The organism is Mobiluncus curtisii subsp. curtisii ATCC 35241, assembly GCF_000146285.1.
Classification (GTDB): domain Bacteria; phylum Actinomycetota; class Actinomycetes; order Actinomycetales; family Actinomycetaceae; genus Mobiluncus; species Mobiluncus curtisii.
Window position 1 is genome coordinate 2,050,683 of the sequence record NZ_GL385912.1, and the last position, 17,506, is coordinate 2,068,188.

Consider the following 17,506-nt stretch of genomic DNA (forward strand, 5'->3'; position numbering starts at 1 on the left):
TATAGAAGCATAGGACTAGTTTTGTTGTGGTTTTATGGTATTTGATATACCATGAGTACATGGGATATAATTTTTTCACTATTGCTGACGTTGCTGACATGTTAAAGGTTTCTCAGGGCGCAGTACGCAACCTCATAAATAACGGGGAACTCAAAGCAATCCAGATTGGCGGGCGCGGTCTCTGGCGCATTGAGGAGTCTGCAATGGAGGAATACATTAAAGGACAATATGCCCAAAGCGAGGAAAAAATTGCTTCCGGCGCAGCCTTGGTGGAGTAACCCCCTTTTCATCGTAGCCCGCGCGTTTAACCAGTTCTCAGGCTATACACGCGGGCTAAAAATTTATTTTCAGCAGCATCCCTCAACGGGGGCAGGAAACATAGAGCAACGCTGCGAGAGCAATAGCCTCACGGCGTCCATGATCGACAACATCCACGAAATCCGCACCAACCCGTTCGATATATCCCTTCAAAGTTTGGTTTCGGGTAGTGAATTGAATTTCGCGGCGGGTAGCAGCAAACTCCCGCAGCTTCACCGTGCCGGGGATTCTTGATTCCACCAAGGTCGGCCATTGCGGCGCAGGTCCCAAGCCAGAAACAACTTCGATAGCCCGCTGCCAAATGAATATATCCATGCGTAACAAACGTAAAATCAGCCAACTTGCGGCAGCTTCGGCAACTTTTCCACGCAGCGATTCTCCGTTGATGAGCTGAATCTCTACCGCAGCGTCCACACTAGCTAGTAAACGACCGGAAAGCGTCACCTCCGTAGCGTCTGCTGCCGCTAACTCAGTCGCTTCAACTTGGCGCTGCGCCCGCAGTTTCGCCGCAAAATCAGCTGCAAGGTCATCCAGAAATTCGTCATGCTCCACGCTCCCCAGTCTAGCTCACCCACTTTGGCTACAACAGCAAAGCGTACTACAAGGTATCAGAAATGCGGCAAAACTATCCTAAAGCGTCAGATATTGACAAACTAACAAACAGCACCCTATGATAATGAATCAAACATCACCAAATATACGATAACCAAACTGAAACCACTACAAAAAGGAAAAACTATGAAAACCGCACTTCTTGAACCTAACATGACGGAAGCTAACACCACTCCCCCGGTGACTCTTCCTCCCGACGATGCCACACCCCAGATTGGGCTCTCCAGGACCCGCCCTTCTGACGTCCCCACCCCGCCGACCACCACCCGCGTCACCGTAAATCTGCTGCTGGAAACTGAACGGGGATTCCAACAGGAGGTCAAGCGCCAGGGACCTGCCTCAGATGACCTGCAGCGCACCGCCACGATAGCGACAAACCCACGCCCCCAACCGGTGCTGGGACCTGCCTGGAAACGCCGTCAGGTCGCTAAATCATCCGTACGGAGTTTAGTCCGGGCGACTTACGCCCAAAGAGGTCAGACAGCACAAATTTTGACGACGTATCACCAAGCGGAAGCAACCGAGCACCCCGGTACCGTTCCGGCTCGCGAGCTCCCCACAAAATCCGTCCGGAGATCTCCAGTTGAGGACGTCCAACATTCTCCGCGCGTCTGGGCTGCGCAGATGGCTCGATGCGGCCTGGAAATCATCGAGGGCACTCGCCCGTTATCCCAAATGACTCGCTGGGCATCACCGCAGGCGTATCGTTACCTCGAACAGCGACGCAACGCTATCGTTTCTAAACAAAAGCCACAGCCCGGACTGACCGGAAAAACACGCCGAGTTTCACCGGTCAGAGTGCTCAGTGCTCACAGCCGGGCGACCTCTGCCACGACTCACGAGGCGGTTATCGTGCTCAATGATGGACAGCGAACTCGCGCCGCCGCGCTAACCTTAGAAAATCATGGCGAACAGTGGATGATTGCCGCGATTCGCCTGGGCTAACTAAAGTGGCTCAGCCCCGCCGTTTTGCTGCACGACGCTGCGCCCGGTTACCCTGCGGGGCTTCTTCCACAGAGCCATCGCTGGAGTATGAAATCTGAGTATTCATCGCCTGGTGACCGGTATCTCCCATCACCGTGCGATTAGCTGATACCGATTTCAGACCGGCTCTGCGCCCGGATTTCTTAAAGTTACGGGCTTTCTTTTTTGCCGCGCTCTTAGAGATAGGCGCATCATTATCCGGCGTGGCTTCTTCCGTTGTCTCCGCGGGACTTTCGCCGTTCTCATCAGTTTCCTGTGCTGCAGTTTCAGCGCGCTGCATGGCGTCAACAAAAGCCTTGACATACCCGAACACGTTCTGGACGGTTTCTTCCTTAATGCGTCCCGTCATCGCGCTGAACATGAGGTAACCCTCGGTCTTATATTCCACCAGGGGGTTGCGCTGCCCCATCGCCCGCAGACCGATACCTTCTTTCAAGTAATCCATTTCGTACAGATGCTCGCGCCAGAGCCGGTCGACCACCGAAAGCAAGACCCGACGCTCCAGTTCTTTCATGGGTTCATCACCCAACTGCGCCTGAGCGATGGGATTTTCTGCCAAAGACTTAGCGGCTAGCTCATATTGCAGCTTAGCATCGTCAACTAACTGTTCCGTAATGAAATCAGTGGTCAGAGCGGATTTACCGCCCACGGCGTTTTCCAAGTCTTCCACCGAAAGTGACACTGGATACAGATTCTTTAGCCCCGCCCACAGGGTCTTCAAATCCCAATCGCTGACGTCGGGAAGGTCCGTGGCCTGCGCAACCGCATCGGCAATCGTGCCCTCAATAAAGGAGTCAACCGTAGCCGAAAGGTCCTCCCCGCGCAGCACTCGTCCCCGCTCTCCATAGATGGTCTCGCGCTGCTCAGTCATCACATCGTCATACTTCAAAACGTTCTTGCGGATTTCCGCATTGCGTCCCTCCACCTGGGTTTGCGCTGAACGAATCGCGCCGGAAACCATCTTAAACTCCAGCGGGATATCTTCGGGCAGTCCCGAACGCATCATGTTGCCCAGCCAGCCCTGGTTAGCAAAACGCATCAATTCGTCTTCCATCGACAGATAGAAACGGGAACGACCGGGGTCACCTTGACGCCCCGCACGACCGCGCAGCTGGTTGTCGATACGGCGTGATTCATGGCGTTCCGTACCCAAGACATAAAGCCCACCCAGTTCCACGACTTCGTCGTGTTCCTGAGCCACTTTGGCTTTAGCTTCTTGCAGAGCCTGGGACCAAGCAGCTTCGTATTCCTCAGAGTTTTCTTCCGGATCCAAACCACGATCTTTCAAAGTTTGTACCGCCAGGAACTCGGCGTTACCGCCCAGCATAATATCGGTACCGCGCCCAGCCATGTTGGTCGCGACCGTAACCTGACCTTTCCGCCCCGCCATCGCTACGACCGCAGCTTCACGTTCGTGCTGTTTTGCATTGAGGACCTGGTGCGGAATCTTCCGCTGGTTCAGCAGGTGAGAGAGGTATTCAGATTTCTCTACCGAGGTGGTACCGACCAGTACGGGCTGACCGCGGTGATAGTTTTCTTCGATGTCCTCGACGACCGCGTTAAATTTCGCTTCGGCAGTTTTATACACCAGGTCGTCTTTGTCCTCACGAATCATGGGTTTGTGCGTGGGGATGGGCACCACACCCATCTTGTAAACGTCATTAAATTCAGCAGCCTCAGTCTCAGCGGTACCGGTCATGCCGGCACGAGAGCCTTTCGGATAGAGACGCACGTAGTTTTGCAGGGTAATCGTGGCTAAGGTCTGGTTTTCTGCCTTAATCTCCACGCCTTCTTTGGCTTCAATCGCCTGGTGCATCCCTTCGTTGTAGCGCCTTCCCGGCAGAACACGCCCGGTGTGCTCATCGACGATTAGCACTTCACCTTCCGGGGTCACGATGTAGTCTTTGTCCAGTTTGAACAGTTCTTTAGCTTTGATAGCGTTATTCAAAAATCCAATCAGGGGTGTGTTGGCAACTTCGTAAAGGTTGTCGATACCCAGGTAGTCCTCGACTTTGTCAATGCCCGGTTCCAGGACCCCCACGGTACGTTTCTTTTGATCCACCTCGTAATCCTCGCCGGGGTGCAAATCCTGGACAATCTTGGCGAAATCCGTGTACCAGTGGTTGACGTCACCCTGCGCCGGACCGGAAATAATCAGAGGGGTACGGGCTTCGTCAATCAGGATGGAGTCCACCTCGTCGACGATGATGTAGTTGTGTTCCCGCTGCACCAAGTCTTCCACTCGCTGCGCCATATTGTCTCGCAGGTAGTCGAAACCGAACTCGTTGTTGGTGCCGTAGGTGATGTCGCAGTTGTACTGTTTCCGGCGTTCTTCCGGATCCATCTGAGCCATGATGATACCGGTGCTCAGCCCCAAGTAACGGTACACACGTCCCATCAGCTCACCCTGGTAAGACGCCAGGTAGTCGTTCACCGTGACGACGTGGACACCTTTGCCGCTCAATGCCCGCAGATAGCACGGCAGCGTAGCTACCAAGGTCTTGCCTTCACCAGTTTTCATTTCGGCAATGTTGCCCCAGTGTAAGGCGGCCCCGCCCATAATCTGTTCGCGGAAGTGACGCAGTCCGAGTACCCGATCGGAGGCTTCCCGAACCGTGGCGAAGGCTTCAATCATGATGTCATCGAGTTTCTCGCCCTCTTCGAGACGTTGTTTGAACTCGTCGGTCTTCGCTTTCAGTTCACTCTCGCTCAACTCGCGGTATTCGTCTTCAAGCCGATCCACCGCGTCAGCTACTTTCACCAGTTTTTTGAGGACTTTACCTTCACCGATGCGCATGAACTTATCAAGTAAGGACACGTTTTGCCTTCCTTTTCAGGTCTATGGGATGGCCTTAGGGGGCTATCCATTGAGGTCAACAGCTTTTTATCCACGTTTGCCAGGAAATTGACCTGAACGCGATGACTCAGCCGTGACCATTTTAGTTGAAAGCGCCTATCTTCGCGAAAGCGACGACAAAACTTCGGTTCCCGATGACAGACACCGTGACCAATCGGAAATTAAATAAAGACGGGTCCTAGGACAGCGCCCCAGGACCCAGTCTTAACTTAGTCGTTTTGCGTGCAGGTCGCGTTCAAGCGAATCACGCCATAAGTCCAACCTTTTCGATGGTAAACCACCGCCGGCTGCGCAGTCTCCGAATCTATAAACAGGTAGAACGGGTGACCCACCAATTCCATCTCGTCCAGGGCTTCTTCGACGCTCATAGCCCGGCTCTCATGCAGCTTTTCGCGCACGATGACAGGGGAATCACCCAACTGTTCCTCACGTGATTCACCGAGTTTCAAGGGCGGTTTCGCGGCAGGAGCCTCGCTTGCCTCCGGAATCTGCACATCCAGTTCTACATCCGGCGGAATCTCATACTTACGGTGATCCTTGGCACGATCCCGAGCCCGGCGCAAACGTTCAAACAGTTTTCCGGCAGCGATATCCACGGCAGCGTAGCGGTCTGACGAAGATGCCTCCGCTCGCACCACCGGCCCTTTGCCCAGAACAGTCAGTTCGATGCGTTCGGCAGTATCAGCTTGTCGCGGATTTTTTTCATGCGTCAGTTCCACATCGACACGCTGCGTGCGGGGCGCTAGCTGCTCCACCTTTGCTATTTTTTCTTCGATGTATTCCCGAAAGTTCGGGTGAATTTCAGCATTACGTGCTTTCACGGTGATTTCCATGATGGCCTCCTTAGGGCTATGAATTTTGAGTTCCAACTATCAGTTGCTGGGACGGAGTGTTCGGTTCTCACCTCTTTCTAACGCAGGCACACTCCAGTGTGTCACCTGCGATTTTTGCATGTACTTTTATTTTAGAACACACTGCAAGGACCTGCAGGATTTCCACTTATTTTTCAAAATTCTGCGTACCTGATACGGGCGTTTCGCGGCGCGATGAAGCGAAAACTAGCCCCGCAAGGACGGTAGCGTCTAAACCGGACAAAACCCTAATCATTTCCCTCAACGTCGCTCCGGTGGCACTGACATCATCGATAATCAGCAGGTCCTTACCGGCAAGTTCACGTTTCGCCACTACCGTGCTGCCCCGAACCTGCATTTTGCCGTGCCGATTCAAGTTACGAGCCTCCCACCCCAGACCGGCTTGAGTTGTGGAGCCCGTCGCCAGTTCCAGGATCTCTAGCACGGATGCCTGACGGCACAGCCCCGCGGCGACCAATCCGCGCGCCGCACCTTGGGCAAAGGCTGCGGCAACTTCAGACGGGTCTTGCAGATGGGTGGAAGGCGCCGGAACGACGAACATTTCCCCCCGGATTGTACCGCCTGTTCCAAATTTGCCCGTATCGAGCAAGTTCTCCGACCTCAGCCCCTGCACCGCCGACTGACCCGCCGCCTTGAAATACGCGCGCAAATCCCGCCGTTTGTCGTGCTTACCGGTCAAAACTACCCGCCGCATCGGACCGTCATATTTTGCGATGGCAAATACTGGAACATCCGTTACATTATCGTCGTCCTCGCCGATTTGCAGGGGGAAAGGGCATCCCAGCATCTGCGCCAGACAGGTGTCGCAGATTTCTTCATCCCAAGCCCCGCAGCCCACACATTCCGTAGGCAGCAATACCTTTCCCAGCTCTCCTGCAGCGTCCCAGATACCCGAAAAGTCCACCATAGCGTGTTTCCTGCAGCGCTATCCGGGATAGCTTGGGTCAGAGACACCGTCAAGGACTTGCTGCCAGTTTCTCCCGGAACGCTTATACAAATCGCCACCCGAGGTAATCAAATAAATCTGATTTTCCTCCTCACCAGCAGCCAAATCTACCGCGTTCTTAACCCCCGGCAAAGACGAAATAGGTCCGAATAGCGGAGCAATTCGAACGGCAGTGTTATCTCCAGAGCCGGTCAGCAGCACCAAGGAATCCCCTTGTAGCCACGCGATTGCGGGAACAACCTCATTTCCGGTCTGCAGCGCTACCGGCGCGGAAAATGATTTGGGAGCCCCCGAAGCGTCCCTGATTACCACCGCGACGCTAACGATGTCAGCCTGACCGACGTGGCGCACGAAAGCAACCCGCGTTCCGTCAGGGCTGACGGTAAAAGTATGAACGGGGTCTCCGCTTTCCCACGGCACTTCCAAATTCACCCTGGCTCCATCGGGACGCAGCGCAATCAGATGGTGCAAATCCGCCGTGTCCAGGGTCCAAATCCAACCGTTTCGGTCGATGGAAGCAGCCAGCAGTTCTCGACCGCTATACAGCTGCGTCACTGTACCGTGCCCCCACATATACAGTCGACGATAGCTGGAATCTGTAAATACGATTTCATTGCCCGCAGTAGAGATAGCCGGATTCGTGATGACTCCGGAACCCACCGCCCCGGCAGGGACCAGGACCTCGGTAGCTCCGGCGTTGAGACGCACCACATTACCGTCTTTAACCATGATGGGGAATTGTGGTGTGGTGCTCTGCGTGATTGGATTCGTATTCTCCAGGGGAACCTTGCCAACACTCAAACTGACAGTAGAAATTCCCGAAACATCTCGCAGGGTTGATTCCATCTGCCAGTATGCCAAGTTAATCGTGGTGGGATCGTTGAGAGGATCTGTGACATTTAGAGACACATTAGCAACCCCATCAAAGACATCCACCGCGCCTCCTGCCAAAGTACTGCCGGCAGGGAAAGCGGAACGAACCGCCCCTTTAAACGGGTCTTGCGGTCCTGCCAAGAGGGCATTGACCAGGTAGGTCGGCAGCCGGCGGCGCGGATACCAACGTAAATCTGGGACCAGGGCTCCTGCATCGTTAGTGAGGAAATACACTGGAGCCGAAGCGTAAATCGAGCTGAAAGCCGATTGCGACAGCATCACCCCGTCCTCCAGGGCCGCGATACGCCACTGGTTATCGGCAGGCTTCACGAGGGAAAACACGGTACGAACCTTTTCGGCGGCTCCCGCCACGGTATAGTTTCCATTTTCGTCGACACTTCCAAGCGCGCGGGCGGTGACTTCGACCGAGCCATCTCCCAGTTCACGAGTTTCCAGTGCAGAATCCGTATCAAAAATTTCAACTTGGGCATCGGGACGCCAATCCATCGCGGCTTTGGGAGCCAGGAAGGAACGTGCCACGGTAAAGTCATCGGAGTATCCCGCCGAACAGGCACGAATGAAACCGGTCACGATTTGTTCCACGGTTGCATTAGGGACCGGTCCGGGGGCACTCAAACCCAGAAGCGGTTGGTTCGCACCGACTCGCACTTTAGAATCATTGACGGGACCGGCAGTCGGTAACGTAGCGCAGCCGACCAGGCTGAGGGCACATATTGCCACCAGAACAGCGCGCCACCACCGGGTTCGACATTCATTTAGCATGGTTGCACCTCCCCGTTGTTCCCAAGGTCGTCCGTCACGTTCATGGGCGCGTTAGCCTTTTCCGGCGTGGATTGAGGGGGAACGTAACTATCCAAGGTCGGTTCGACATAGTCAGTAATATCCAGAGGTGAAGGACCAAGTTCCATGTCATGCCGCCGCGGCAAAGTCAGCAGGAAAGATGAGCCGTAACCGGTCTTGCCCCAGGCTTGCAGGGTCCCTCCGGACAGGCGGGCATCCTCCAGAGAAATGGCCAACCCCAATCCGGTCCCCCCCGTGGTCCGCGCTCGTGCTGGATCTGCACGATAGAAACGGTCAAACACGCGACTGGTTACCTCCGGAGACATCCCCACCCCGTGATCAGAAACCCGCAGCGCGACGGCGGTTTCACTGGAATCGGTAGTAATTATCACGGGATTTCCTTCAGAGTGCTCAATGGCGTTAACCAGCAAATTACGCACGATACGGGTCACTCGGCGGGTATCAAGCTCGGCTGCGCAGGGATATTTTGGCGGGTTAAAGATGACTCGGCAGCCCACTTTTTCAGCCAAAGTGGCGTTGTCCTCCACCACTTGCGCGACAAGTTTATTCAGGTCCACTATCTCAAAATCAAGCCGGGCAGACCCGGAGTCGATACGCGAAATTTCGAGCAAATCCGCCAGCATGGCATCGAAGCGTTCAATCTGATCATGCAACAGTTCCGCGCTTCTCAAAGCGGCAGGGTCGAGTTCTTCACGAGCATCATAAATAACGTCATCGGCGATTCGCATGGTAGTCAGCGGGGTGCGCAGTTCGTGGGACACATCGGAGACAAAACGCTGCTGCAGCCGGGACATTTGCCCCAAAGTATCAATCTTGGATTGCAGGGAATTCGCCATTTTGTTAAAAGAATCAGCTAGCTGCGCGGTTTCATCCTGACCTTGGGAGAGTACTCGCGCATTCAAATCCCCAGCTGCCAAACGTTCTGCGGTGCGCACCGTGCGACGCACCGGCACCAGCACGGAATAAACCACCACCCAGGTCATCCCTGCCACCAGCACCAGAACAGCGAGACCGCCACCGCCTAAAACCCCCATCACCAGGTTTATTGCCGCCTGTTCGTCAGCTAGGGAATACACCAGGTAGAGCTCGTGAGCCCCCGCGAGGGGCAGGCTTACGGCGGTCCCCACCGCAATACCGGGATGCCGTTTGCCTTGCGCGTCCGTAATCTCAATGGACTGCCAATGCTGACCGGTCTTTTGCTGTACCGCTTGACGCAGTTGGGAAGTAATGACTTCCCGCATGTTCTGGGTAGCGATTTCGTTAATTACGAAGGAGGAAGTTTCGCTGGGGTTACGCAAAATTAGCACCGCTGGAGCACTGGATCCTGACGTGAGCGTAGAGATGGAAGTGACCACATCCTGAGCGAGAGACTGTACCTGTTCCACAGTCGAAGCCGGAGCCTGATCGAAACGATTTTGCGCTGCCCGTGCTTGGGTAGCAGCTTCCTCTAAGACCTGATTCAGTCGCTCTTGAAAGATACCGTTTTTGATGGCAGTAGAAGCGTAAATCCCTACTGCGAACAGAATCACCAGTGTGGCGACCAGCATGATGATCGCCATCCGCAGCGCCAACGAGCGCCGCAATCGTTTCGGCACCCACGTAGATTGATTAAATCCAATCAAATAGCGGGTGGCGCTGCCTAAGAATTGCGAGATTCTGCGCTGCCGGCGCGTCCGCCGAAACGTCGTGTATTGCGAGGAACTCACTGAGGTTCAGTCCCAATCCGATAGCCCACGCCGCGGACTGTAAGAACCACAGTAGGATTATCCGGGTCAAGTTCGACCTTGGCGCGTAGCCTCTGGACGTGTACGTTCACCAGGCGCGTGTCGGAGGCATGACGCAACCCCCAGACCTGTTCCAACAATTCTTCGCGGGAAAAGACGCGCCCTGGCTTTGTGGCTAGCGCCACCAACAAGTCATACTCCAGAGGAGTGAGGTTCAAGGGCTTTCCCCCTCGACTCACCTCGTGAGAAGCGAGGTTAATTTCCACCCCCGCAGCTTTCAAGACGTCATGTTCAGCTGCATCCAGGTTGCGCAACCTAGCAGCGACCCGTGCCAATAACTCCTTAGGCTTGAAAGGCTTGGGAATGTAATCATCCGCTCCCGCTTCCAACCCTGCCACTACGTCGGTAGTGTCCGATTTTGCGGTCAGCATGATGATGGGCACATTAGAGAACTCGCGGATTCGGCGGCAAATCTCGATACCGTCCATACCCGGCAGCATCAAATCGAGAAGCAGCAAATCAGGTTCGACTTCCCGAAACTTATCCACGGCTTTTGCACCGTCGGCACAAAAACTTGGTTCATAGGCGGATGATTCCAAAATAATGCCAATCATCTCGCTCAGGGCTTGGTCATCATCTACTACCAGGATTTTTGCACTCATACCCCTATTTTGACACGATTTAGCAATTTGCGGGGAAGCCGCAGCGAAGCTCGGCATTAAAAGGGTTTTTCGGTTTGAACGAGCGCATCTGCGCCTCATCGTGGCAATATTAAGTGAACGAGCTATAGGAAAGGCGCCATGAGCAACAATACTTACTCCCCCCAAGACACTCCTCCCGGAAGTAATTCCGGCGAAACTGCCCCGGCACCGGGTCAGGTCAGCCCAATATCTCCTGAGTCTTCGTTTGTGCCCCCGACCCCGCCTACCCCCGGTAGTTTCCAGACTGGTTCGTGGACACTAACCCCTGAGGACAGCACCAGCAAACCGCCGTCTTTCCCAAATCCTCTTCCGACCCCAGACCCTGCCGCGGCTGCCCCACAGACCTCCGCTCCCAACTTTGGAACGAACAGTACAAACGCTATGAACAGCACCAACGGTGCCGGATTCGACCCCTATGGTTTGAACTATCAACAGGTTCAGCCCGGAATTATTCCGCTGCGCCCGCTAAAACTTGGCGATATTTATAACGGCGCTTTCTCTGCAATCCGTCAGGCCCCCGCTGTCATGTTCGGTCTGGTTTTGGCTCTCTGGGCGGTGCTCGGAGGGTTGACGGGAGCGCTGCTTCATCTCCTCACTCCCGACCTCAATACCTACATGGCTAACGACTTCAATCTTGACAGCACGGACGCCCCGATGGACGGTTTGCTGGAATTTACGGAATCAACGATGCTCATAGGCGTCATCACCAGCCTGCTCCAGATGTTTATCGTCTTTATGACCTTGGGGATTTGCGTGGCTGGACTGGGGCCGTTGGTTTTGGGACGCCGCCCCTCGGTAGCTGATGTGTGGCAAACTTTGAAAGGTCACGTCTGGGGCATCGTTGGCTATTCTCTGTTGCTCATCTTGGGGTCAGTCGTGTTGCTGGGGCTGGGTCTGCTCCCGCTGGGTGGGTTTTTCCTGATTAACATCAAAGATGTCGGGGCATCTCTGGGCTTACTGGGTCTGACTTTTCTCACTCTCATAGCCGTCGCTGTATTTTCCGCCTGGCTCTATATCAAGCTAGTTTTCGCTATCCCCACTGCCGTCATGGAAGATATTGGCATCATCCCGGCATTGAAGCGCTCTTGGAAGCTGACCAAAGGCAGCTTCTGGAAGATTTTTGGCGTCATCTTGCTCACTTCCCTGATCGTTTCATTCCTAGCCAACGGATTGAATGTTGTAATCAGCCTGATTATCTCCGCGTCAATGATGGTCAGTCAGAATTTTTCGGCACTAATGACTCTCTCCGCCGTCTTAAGCACCATCATTACCGGACTGGCGATGCCGTTCTATGGGGCAGTTTTAGGTCTGCTCTACATTGATACGCGAATGCGTCGCGAGGGTCTGGCGGTAAGCCTGCTCCAGGCGGCTCAACAGGGCTAATTAACGACACTGCGGAAAGGACTTTCGGGTAGGGATGCTGAACATTTCAACGCAACTGGGGAGCTTGTGGCTCCATCATGTTGATTTGTCCAGCCTAGTATTGGCGGACGTATCAGACCGGGAGGGGCGCGACACGCTCGAAGAGGAACTGTCCAAACCGGTTTACCAGGAACGCCCCTCCCTTCTGAAAAAAATCCTAGAGTGGTTTGCCGACACTTTTTCTTCCACCAGCGTCAATCCCGTCCTGCCTTCCTGGCTGTGGCTAATTGCCGCTTTGGTAGTGGCGCTGCTGGTCATCATCATCATGATTTTGTTCACTGGAAACTGGAAGTTCGGGGAGCAAATCAAGCCCACTCTCGCCGACGAGGCTGCGGTTTTCGAGGATAACCGCAGCGCGGTGCAATACTTGGCGGCAGCACAAAATGCCCTCGCCCGCGGGGACTACTCCACGGCTTTCCTGGAGCAATTCCGTCACCTGTTGCGTCTTTGCGAAGCCAATGAACTGCTGGTAATCACTCCCGGACTCACCGCCGGTGAAGGCAGCACCGCCCTCAGTCAGGCAGTTCCTGCAGAATCAGAAGAATTGGCTTGGGCAGCCAACGTATTTAATGCCTTGCGGTATGGGCGTCGAAAATCGGACACTGCCCAAGTACAAAGGCTTATTTCCCTAGATTCTCGGCTGGAGTCTTTCGTTTCAAATCGTTCCCACGTCCGCGGTGACGCCACCGATACACCGCAGGAAGCCCTGGTAACGGCGGGAGGTACTGCCTGATGAGCAGCGCGACCCCGCCTACTGCCACTCCACGTATCTCGGAAGCGATTTTTCGGAGTCGTTGGGTTATCGGCGGTCTGATATTGTTGGCAGTTTTTTCTTTCCTCAGCGCGGTGCTGCGTGCCCCCACTGATGATGTCGATTTGTCCATCCGCAACCCGAAAGGCAGCGGGGCGATGGCTCTGGCTGAAGTGCTGCGCCACCGGGGAGTCATGGTCAAAGACGTCTATTCAATGCGAGACTTGGATAACTTCACTTCCAAAGACACCGTCGTAATCACCAACACCAATGAGATTGACGACGTCGCCCTGCGAGAGATTCTGCACACTCCCACGAACCTGTTGATTATAGGAACTTTGGCGCAAGGTAAACGTTTCGATCCCTATGTGCAATCCGTACCGGCAGGAACTCCCGACGGAATCGAGGCTCAATGCGATTTCCCCGGCGCGAAAGCAGCCCAGACGATTTCCTCTACCCGCGGTTCGCTGCGCCCTTTGCGCCAGCCCGAAGCTGCATGTTTTCCGGTACAAGATAACGCTTTTGCCTACGTATCGTTTAAGCGTCCTGAGGGATTCCACTTAGCTTTGCTGTCTGAGGACAGCCTGGCACGCAACGACACTATCGCCTCAGCCGGTAATGCCGCTTTGCTGTTGAATCTGTTGGGTTCCAGTCCCCAGGTTGGTTGGGTCAACGGCACCACATTCCAGCAGGGTTCTGACCAAAACGGTAAGGATCAGCCTCTGTTACCCGATTTCTTCCTCATTGCCCTAGTGTATTTATTCGTGGCGGCTTTCGTGTTTACGTTGGCACAAGGGCGTCGCTTGGGTCGCGTGGTTCCCGAAGAGTTACCGGTGGTGGTGCACGGTGCCGAGGCGGTTTACGGTCGGGGGCATCTCTACGAAAAGTCTGGAGCGGTAGCGGCGGCTGCCCACAAGGCGCGGGAATACACGGCTCGACGCATAGGCTCAGCTCTGCACATTCCGACCCCGACGACTCCCCCGGTAATGGTGCGGGAAGTGTCTCGCTACACCGGAATTGCCGAGTCACAGATTCACGAACTGCTCTATGGCGAGGTTCCCACTACCGCCCGCGGGTTGGGGAACCTAATGCACGACCTTTATCTCCTGACTAAATTAAATCCGCGAAAGGAAAGCTAAATGGATATGCAAGATCCGACTTTGCGCAAGCTCATCGCGTTGCGTACCGAAATCAACAAGGTGGTGAAAGGCCAGGATGCGGTGGTAACCGGGCTGGTAATCGCGTTGTTGGCGGAAGGGCATGTGCTCCTGGAAGGTGTCCCCGGTGTTGCCAAGACCCTGCTGGTGCGAGCTTTGGCGAAATCGCTGGACCTGAGCCACAAACGGGTGCAATTCACTCCGGATTTGATGCCGGGCGATTTGACCGGTTCGCTGATTTTTAATGCCAAAGAGTCATCGTTCACCTTCCGGGAAGGTCCCGTGTTTACGAACTTGCTGCTGGCGGATGAGATTAACCGCACCCCTCCGAAAACTCAAGCTGCCTTGTTGGAAGCTATGGAGGAACACCAAGTCACCGCTGACGGAGTGAGTCGTCCGCTGCCTAAACCTTTCACGGTAATCGCGACCCAGAACCCGGTGGAATACGAAGGTACCTATCCCCTGCCTGAAGCTCAGCTCGACCGATTCTTGCTGAAACTCGATGTTCCTCTGCCGACGCGGGAAACTGAGCTGGAGGTATTGCAGCTACATTTGAGCGGTTTCAACACTCGTGACCTCGATGCAGCGGGAGTGAACGTAGCTGCCAACGCAGCGGACATCGCAGCGGCTCGTCACGCCGTCAAGGACGTTAAAGCCAGCAGTGAAGTGTTGGGCTATATCGTCGACTTGGTGCGCGCCACTCGCTCTTTACCCCAGGTCGAGTTGGGGGTGTCACCCCGTGGCGCGACGGCCCTGCTATCAACTTCACGGGCTTGGGCATGGCTGTCCGGACGCGACTACGTCACCCCGGACGACGTAAAGTCCCTGGTCTTGCCCACGTTCCGACACCGTCTCCGGCTGCGTCCCGAATCTGAAATGGAAGGGGTCAACGCCAAGACCGTCTTGGATAGTGTCCTGGCCACCACCCCGGTGCCTCGCTAAACGCGACGCAATCCGGGTTTTCAAGCTGCAAAGATAGAGGAGAGGCGAAAACATGGCAGTTTCCAAACGCCTAGCGTTTTTGATAGCGCTGGGTATTCCACTGGTGCTGCTGACTCACTGGAAAACTGGCGCCTTTTTTTGGTTGTTGGTGTGCCTGCTGGTGTGGCTGTTTGATGTCATCGCTGCCCCCAGTCCCCGACATCTGGCGATAACCCGTTCTCTGCCCCACACGTTGCGTCAACGTGCCGAAACGCCCTACACCGTGAGCGTGAAAAATCCCACCAAACGCAAATATCATGCCCAGATACGCGACGCGTGGCCACCTTCACTGCAAGCCTTGCCACGCCGGCAACGAGTGACGCTGGACGCGCAGAGCACGACCACTTTACAAGCCAGCTTCACCCCCCAACGCAAAGGCACTCTGCGTAGCGATGCCGTCACCGTGCGTTCTTATGGACCCTTGGGACTGGGGGCTCGTCAGTTCTCCGCACCCATCGTGCAGCAAGTGCAAGTTCTACCCGAGTTTCGCAGCGCCAAATACCTGCCTTCACGCCTAAAAACGTTACGACGTTTGGAGGGCAATTCCCTGGTGATGCAGCGGGGGCAGGGATCGGAATTTGATTCCTTGCGGGAATATGTCCCTGGCGACGACGTGCGCGATATTGAGTGGCATTCTTCCGCGCGACTGCGTACCCCCGTGGTCAAGACTTGGCGCCCAGAACGCGACCGCAACGTTATCATCTGCCTAGATTCTTCGCGCAGCGCCGCAGTGCGGCTCGATAAATATCCCCGTTTGGATGCCTCTATGGAGGCAGCCTTGCTGCTCGGAGCCTTGGCTGGCAGTGCCGGAGATCGGGTTCATCTCATTGCTTTCGACAATCAGATTCGTTTCCATATCCAACCGGATCGCGGTGCAGGGCTGATAACTGAGATGGCGCAAGCTCTGGCTGACCTGCAAGTTTCTCTCACTGAAGCGAACTGGTCAGGGCTCAGCCACACTTTGCTTTCCGGGCTGCGGCAGCGTTCGCTGGTGGTGATTCTGACGGGTTTGGAAGGTGGGGCGGAACGTTCCGGTCTGATGCCGATGATAGAGGCGTTGTCCTCCCGGCATCACGTCCTGGTGGCAAACTCTTTAGATCCCGAATTGGAACGCTTGGCTCAACTTCCCAGCCAATGGAACCTCAATGATGCTAAGCAGTCGCTGGGTCGGTTCAATCCCCGGGATGCGTTCCTGGCGGCAGCTGCGATGGCGGAGTTGAACGAACACGAAGAAGCCGGGAATCTGATACCCCTGTTGGGGGGACACATCTTAAATGCCACCCCCGAAAATCTGCCCCCAAATTTGGCAGATGCCTATATTTCGTTAAAGCGGCGCGGACAGATTTGAGTCGCGTTCTACCAATGCGGGTCAATGTCCTCGGGATGCTTGCCGATGAGTTGGGAAGATTCCTCCAGCACCACCCCGTGAATGAGGTAACGCAAATCATCCGTGGAGCGAGCGCGCTGTTCCAAAGGACGCCGATACACGACTACTTGAGCAGGCAAACTTTTGCCTGGGTCGGCGCCGAAGCCCCTGCCTAGGACCACAGACTCGCTCTCCCAGGGTGCCGGATCCGAAGGCGGGACATCCTCTACCCCGTACTGGATAGCAGCCAGTTCCGGGCAGGCTGCCACCAGGGATCGGACTTCCTGAATGACCAGTTCGTCAAATGTTTCCCGACGGGTTCGGTAACGCGGCAACATCGCTGGAACCAAGACTCCACGGTTACCGCGGCCGTGGCGATCGCGACGGACATAGGCACGTCGCAGCCGTGGTCCGCTGTTGACGTCCCAGCGAATCTCGCCACCCAAATCCAAGACACGAACCCGATCGGTTCTAGTTTTTCCACTCATCGTCTCTAGCTTATCCCGTGACGGCAGCGGGGTCGAGGACGTCCGAAAGAAGTCATCGCTGCGAGATTTAAGCATTTGTCGCAGCTCTCTCGAATTCGGCTCAGAATCGATGTTAGCAAGCGAGCCTGACCGTATCCCGGACGGGGTAACAGTATGCTGGAGGGGTGACTTATACGCGCCGTTGTTCCAAACCAAGCTGCCCCAACCCGGCGGTGGCGACGATGACTTTTGATTACCGGGAGCGCAGCGCAATTATTGGTCCACTCTCTGCCCATCGAAATCCAGGAGCCTACGACTTTTGTCGCGAACACGCGGAAAAGCTGACCGCACCACGGGGCTGGGAAGTCGTACATTTGACGAATTCTTTTACGCCTCCTCCCCCCAACGATGAAGAACTGATGGCTTTAGCCAACGCTGTAAAGGCAGCGGCGCAAAATCCTGCCCCCCGTCAAGCCGTGCATCCCGAAGGGTATCGCGGTCCCCTAGGAAGAGACGCTCACTCATCCAGCGGTTCGGACGCAACCGCGTCCGAACCGCCTCCCGCCACCGGGAAACGTCACGGTCACCTAACCCTGGTACCGCCCCCGAAACAAGTCAGCTAAAGCAGAGACCGGTCAACCAAACTGTTGACC

General features: G+C 55.3%; 16 protein-coding genes. 8 read left to right on the plus strand and 8 right to left on the minus strand.

Annotated features, from left to right (window positions below):
• The first annotated feature begins 59 nt into the window (after positions 1–59).
• The gene (locus HMPREF0574_RS08830; RefSeq protein ID WP_004008406.1) at positions 60–278 is read left to right on the plus strand and encodes a helix-turn-helix domain-containing protein; all 219 of its coding nucleotides are present in this window, start codon (positions 60–62) and stop codon (positions 276–278) included.
• A gap of 82 nt (positions 279–360) precedes the next feature.
• Here HMPREF0574_RS08830 and HMPREF0574_RS08835 read toward each other — a convergent pair whose 3' ends face one another.
• A complete protein-coding gene (locus HMPREF0574_RS08835) occupies positions 361–870 on the minus strand; it encodes a hypothetical protein (protein ID WP_004008407.1) in 510 nt (169 codons plus the stop codon).
• Positions 871–1,056: 186 nt separating this feature from the next.
• Here HMPREF0574_RS08835 and HMPREF0574_RS08840 point away from each other — a divergent pair, with 186 nt between their 5' ends.
• Entirely contained in the window at positions 1,057–1,875 is an 819-nt protein-coding gene (locus tag HMPREF0574_RS08840) for an Rv3235 family protein (RefSeq protein WP_004008408.1), read from the plus strand.
• Between the two features lie 10 nt (positions 1,876–1,885).
• On the opposite strand, the gene secA is transcribed toward HMPREF0574_RS08840, so the two are convergent.
• From secA to mtrA, 6 genes are all read right to left on the minus strand, one after another.
• Positions 1,886–4,732, minus strand: a complete 2,847-nt coding sequence (secA, locus tag HMPREF0574_RS08845; protein ID WP_004008409.1) for a preprotein translocase subunit SecA — start codon at positions 4,730–4,732, stop codon at positions 1,886–1,888.
• A gap of 248 nt (positions 4,733–4,980) precedes the next feature.
• Positions 4,981–5,604, minus strand: coding sequence for a ribosome hibernation-promoting factor, HPF/YfiA family (gene hpf / locus HMPREF0574_RS08850; protein WP_036324077.1), 624 nt, complete (start codon positions 5,602–5,604; stop codon positions 4,981–4,983).
• A 166-nt stretch (positions 5,605–5,770) separates the two neighbouring features.
• Positions 5,771–6,550 carry a ComF family protein gene (locus tag HMPREF0574_RS08855; protein ID WP_004008411.1) on the minus strand — a complete coding sequence of 260 codons (780 nt, stop codon included), beginning with the start codon at positions 6,548–6,550 and terminating at the stop codon, positions 5,771–5,773.
• An 18-nt stretch (positions 6,551–6,568) separates the two neighbouring features.
• Positions 6,569–8,245, minus strand: coding sequence for an LpqB family beta-propeller domain-containing protein (locus tag HMPREF0574_RS08860; RefSeq protein WP_004008412.1), 1,677 nt, complete (start codon positions 8,243–8,245; stop codon positions 6,569–6,571).
• Positions 8,239–9,906, minus strand: coding sequence for an MtrAB system histidine kinase MtrB (mtrB, locus tag HMPREF0574_RS08865; RefSeq protein ID WP_004008413.1), 1,668 nt, complete (start codon positions 9,904–9,906; stop codon positions 8,239–8,241). The genes HMPREF0574_RS08860 and mtrB overlap by 7 nt, the downstream gene beginning before the upstream one ends.
• Positions 9,907–9,986: 80 nt before the next feature.
• A complete protein-coding gene (gene mtrA / locus HMPREF0574_RS08870) occupies positions 9,987–10,670 on the minus strand; it encodes an MtrAB system response regulator MtrA (RefSeq protein WP_013188750.1) in 684 nt (227 codons plus the stop codon).
• Positions 10,671–10,808: 138 nt separating this feature from the next.
• Between mtrA and HMPREF0574_RS08875 the strand changes: the two genes are divergently transcribed.
• From HMPREF0574_RS08875 to HMPREF0574_RS08895, 5 genes are read left to right on the plus strand one after another with little or no spacing between them, the layout of a single operon-like run.
• The gene (locus HMPREF0574_RS08875) at positions 10,809–12,092 is read left to right on the plus strand and encodes a membrane protein (protein ID WP_013188751.1); all 1,284 of its coding nucleotides are present in this window, start codon (positions 10,809–10,811) and stop codon (positions 12,090–12,092) included.
• 34 nt (positions 12,093–12,126) lie between these two features.
• Entirely contained in the window at positions 12,127–12,864 is a 738-nt protein-coding gene (locus tag HMPREF0574_RS08880) for a DUF4129 domain-containing protein (protein WP_004008416.1), read from the plus strand.
• Positions 12,864–14,021 (plus strand): DUF4350 domain-containing protein, encoded by a 1,158-nt coding sequence (locus tag HMPREF0574_RS08885; RefSeq protein ID WP_004008417.1) that lies wholly within the window; start codon positions 12,864–12,866, stop codon positions 14,019–14,021. Before HMPREF0574_RS08880 ends, HMPREF0574_RS08885 begins: the two co-directional genes overlap by 1 nt.
• On the plus strand, positions 14,022–14,981 hold the full coding sequence (locus HMPREF0574_RS08890) for an AAA family ATPase (RefSeq protein WP_004008418.1): 960 nt from the start codon (positions 14,022–14,024) through the stop codon (positions 14,979–14,981). It begins immediately after the preceding gene.
• A 52-nt stretch (positions 14,982–15,033) separates the two neighbouring features.
• Positions 15,034–16,368, plus strand: coding sequence for a DUF58 domain-containing protein (locus tag HMPREF0574_RS08895; protein ID WP_004008419.1), 1,335 nt, complete (start codon positions 15,034–15,036; stop codon positions 16,366–16,368).
• Between the two features lie 8 nt (positions 16,369–16,376).
• Here HMPREF0574_RS08895 and HMPREF0574_RS08900 read toward each other — a convergent pair whose 3' ends face one another.
• Positions 16,377–16,874: a metallopeptidase family protein gene (locus HMPREF0574_RS08900; RefSeq protein WP_004010278.1), complete on the minus strand. Its 498-nt coding sequence runs from the start codon at positions 16,872–16,874 to the stop codon at positions 16,377–16,379.
• Positions 16,875–17,038: 164 nt separating this feature from the next.
• Here HMPREF0574_RS08900 and HMPREF0574_RS08905 point away from each other — a divergent pair, with 164 nt between their 5' ends.
• Positions 17,039–17,476: a DUF3499 domain-containing protein gene (locus HMPREF0574_RS08905; RefSeq protein ID WP_081439162.1), complete on the plus strand. Its 438-nt coding sequence runs from the start codon at positions 17,039–17,041 to the stop codon at positions 17,474–17,476.
• Positions 17,477–17,506 lie beyond the last annotated feature (30 nt).

Bases quoted from the DNA above. Each gene is read 5' to 3' on its own strand.
- HMPREF0574_RS08830 (WP_004008406.1), top strand. From the start codon at position 60: ATGGGATATAATTTTTTCACTATTGCTGACGTTGCTGACATGTTAAAG.
- HMPREF0574_RS08840 (WP_004008408.1), top strand. From the start codon at position 1,057: ATGAAAACCGCACTTCTTGAACCTAACATGACGGAAGCTAACACCACT.
- HMPREF0574_RS08875 (WP_013188751.1), top strand. From the start codon at position 10,809: ATGAGCAACAATACTTACTCCCCCCAAGACACTCCTCCCGGAAGTAAT.
- HMPREF0574_RS08890 (WP_004008418.1), top strand. From the start codon at position 14,022: ATGGATATGCAAGATCCGACTTTGCGCAAGCTCATCGCGTTGCGTACC.
- HMPREF0574_RS08880 (WP_004008416.1), top strand. From the start codon at position 12,127: ATGCTGAACATTTCAACGCAACTGGGGAGCTTGTGGCTCCATCATGTT.
- HMPREF0574_RS08855 (WP_004008411.1), bottom strand. From the start codon at position 6,550: ATGGTGGACTTTTCGGGTATCTGGGACGCTGCAGGAGAGCTGGGAAAG.
- HMPREF0574_RS08860 (WP_004008412.1), bottom strand. From the start codon at position 8,245: ATGCTAAATGAATGTCGAACCCGGTGGTGGCGCGCTGTTCTGGTGGCA.
- HMPREF0574_RS08885 (WP_004008417.1), top strand. From the start codon at position 12,864: ATGAGCAGCGCGACCCCGCCTACTGCCACTCCACGTATCTCGGAAGCG.
- hpf (WP_036324077.1), bottom strand. From the start codon at position 5,604: ATGGAAATCACCGTGAAAGCACGTAATGCTGAAATTCACCCGAACTTT.
- HMPREF0574_RS08900 (WP_004010278.1), bottom strand. From the start codon at position 16,874: ATGAGTGGAAAAACTAGAACCGATCGGGTTCGTGTCTTGGATTTGGGT.
- mtrA (WP_013188750.1), bottom strand. From the start codon at position 10,670: ATGAGTGCAAAAATCCTGGTAGTAGATGATGACCAAGCCCTGAGCGAG.
- HMPREF0574_RS08895 (WP_004008419.1), top strand. From the start codon at position 15,034: ATGGCAGTTTCCAAACGCCTAGCGTTTTTGATAGCGCTGGGTATTCCA.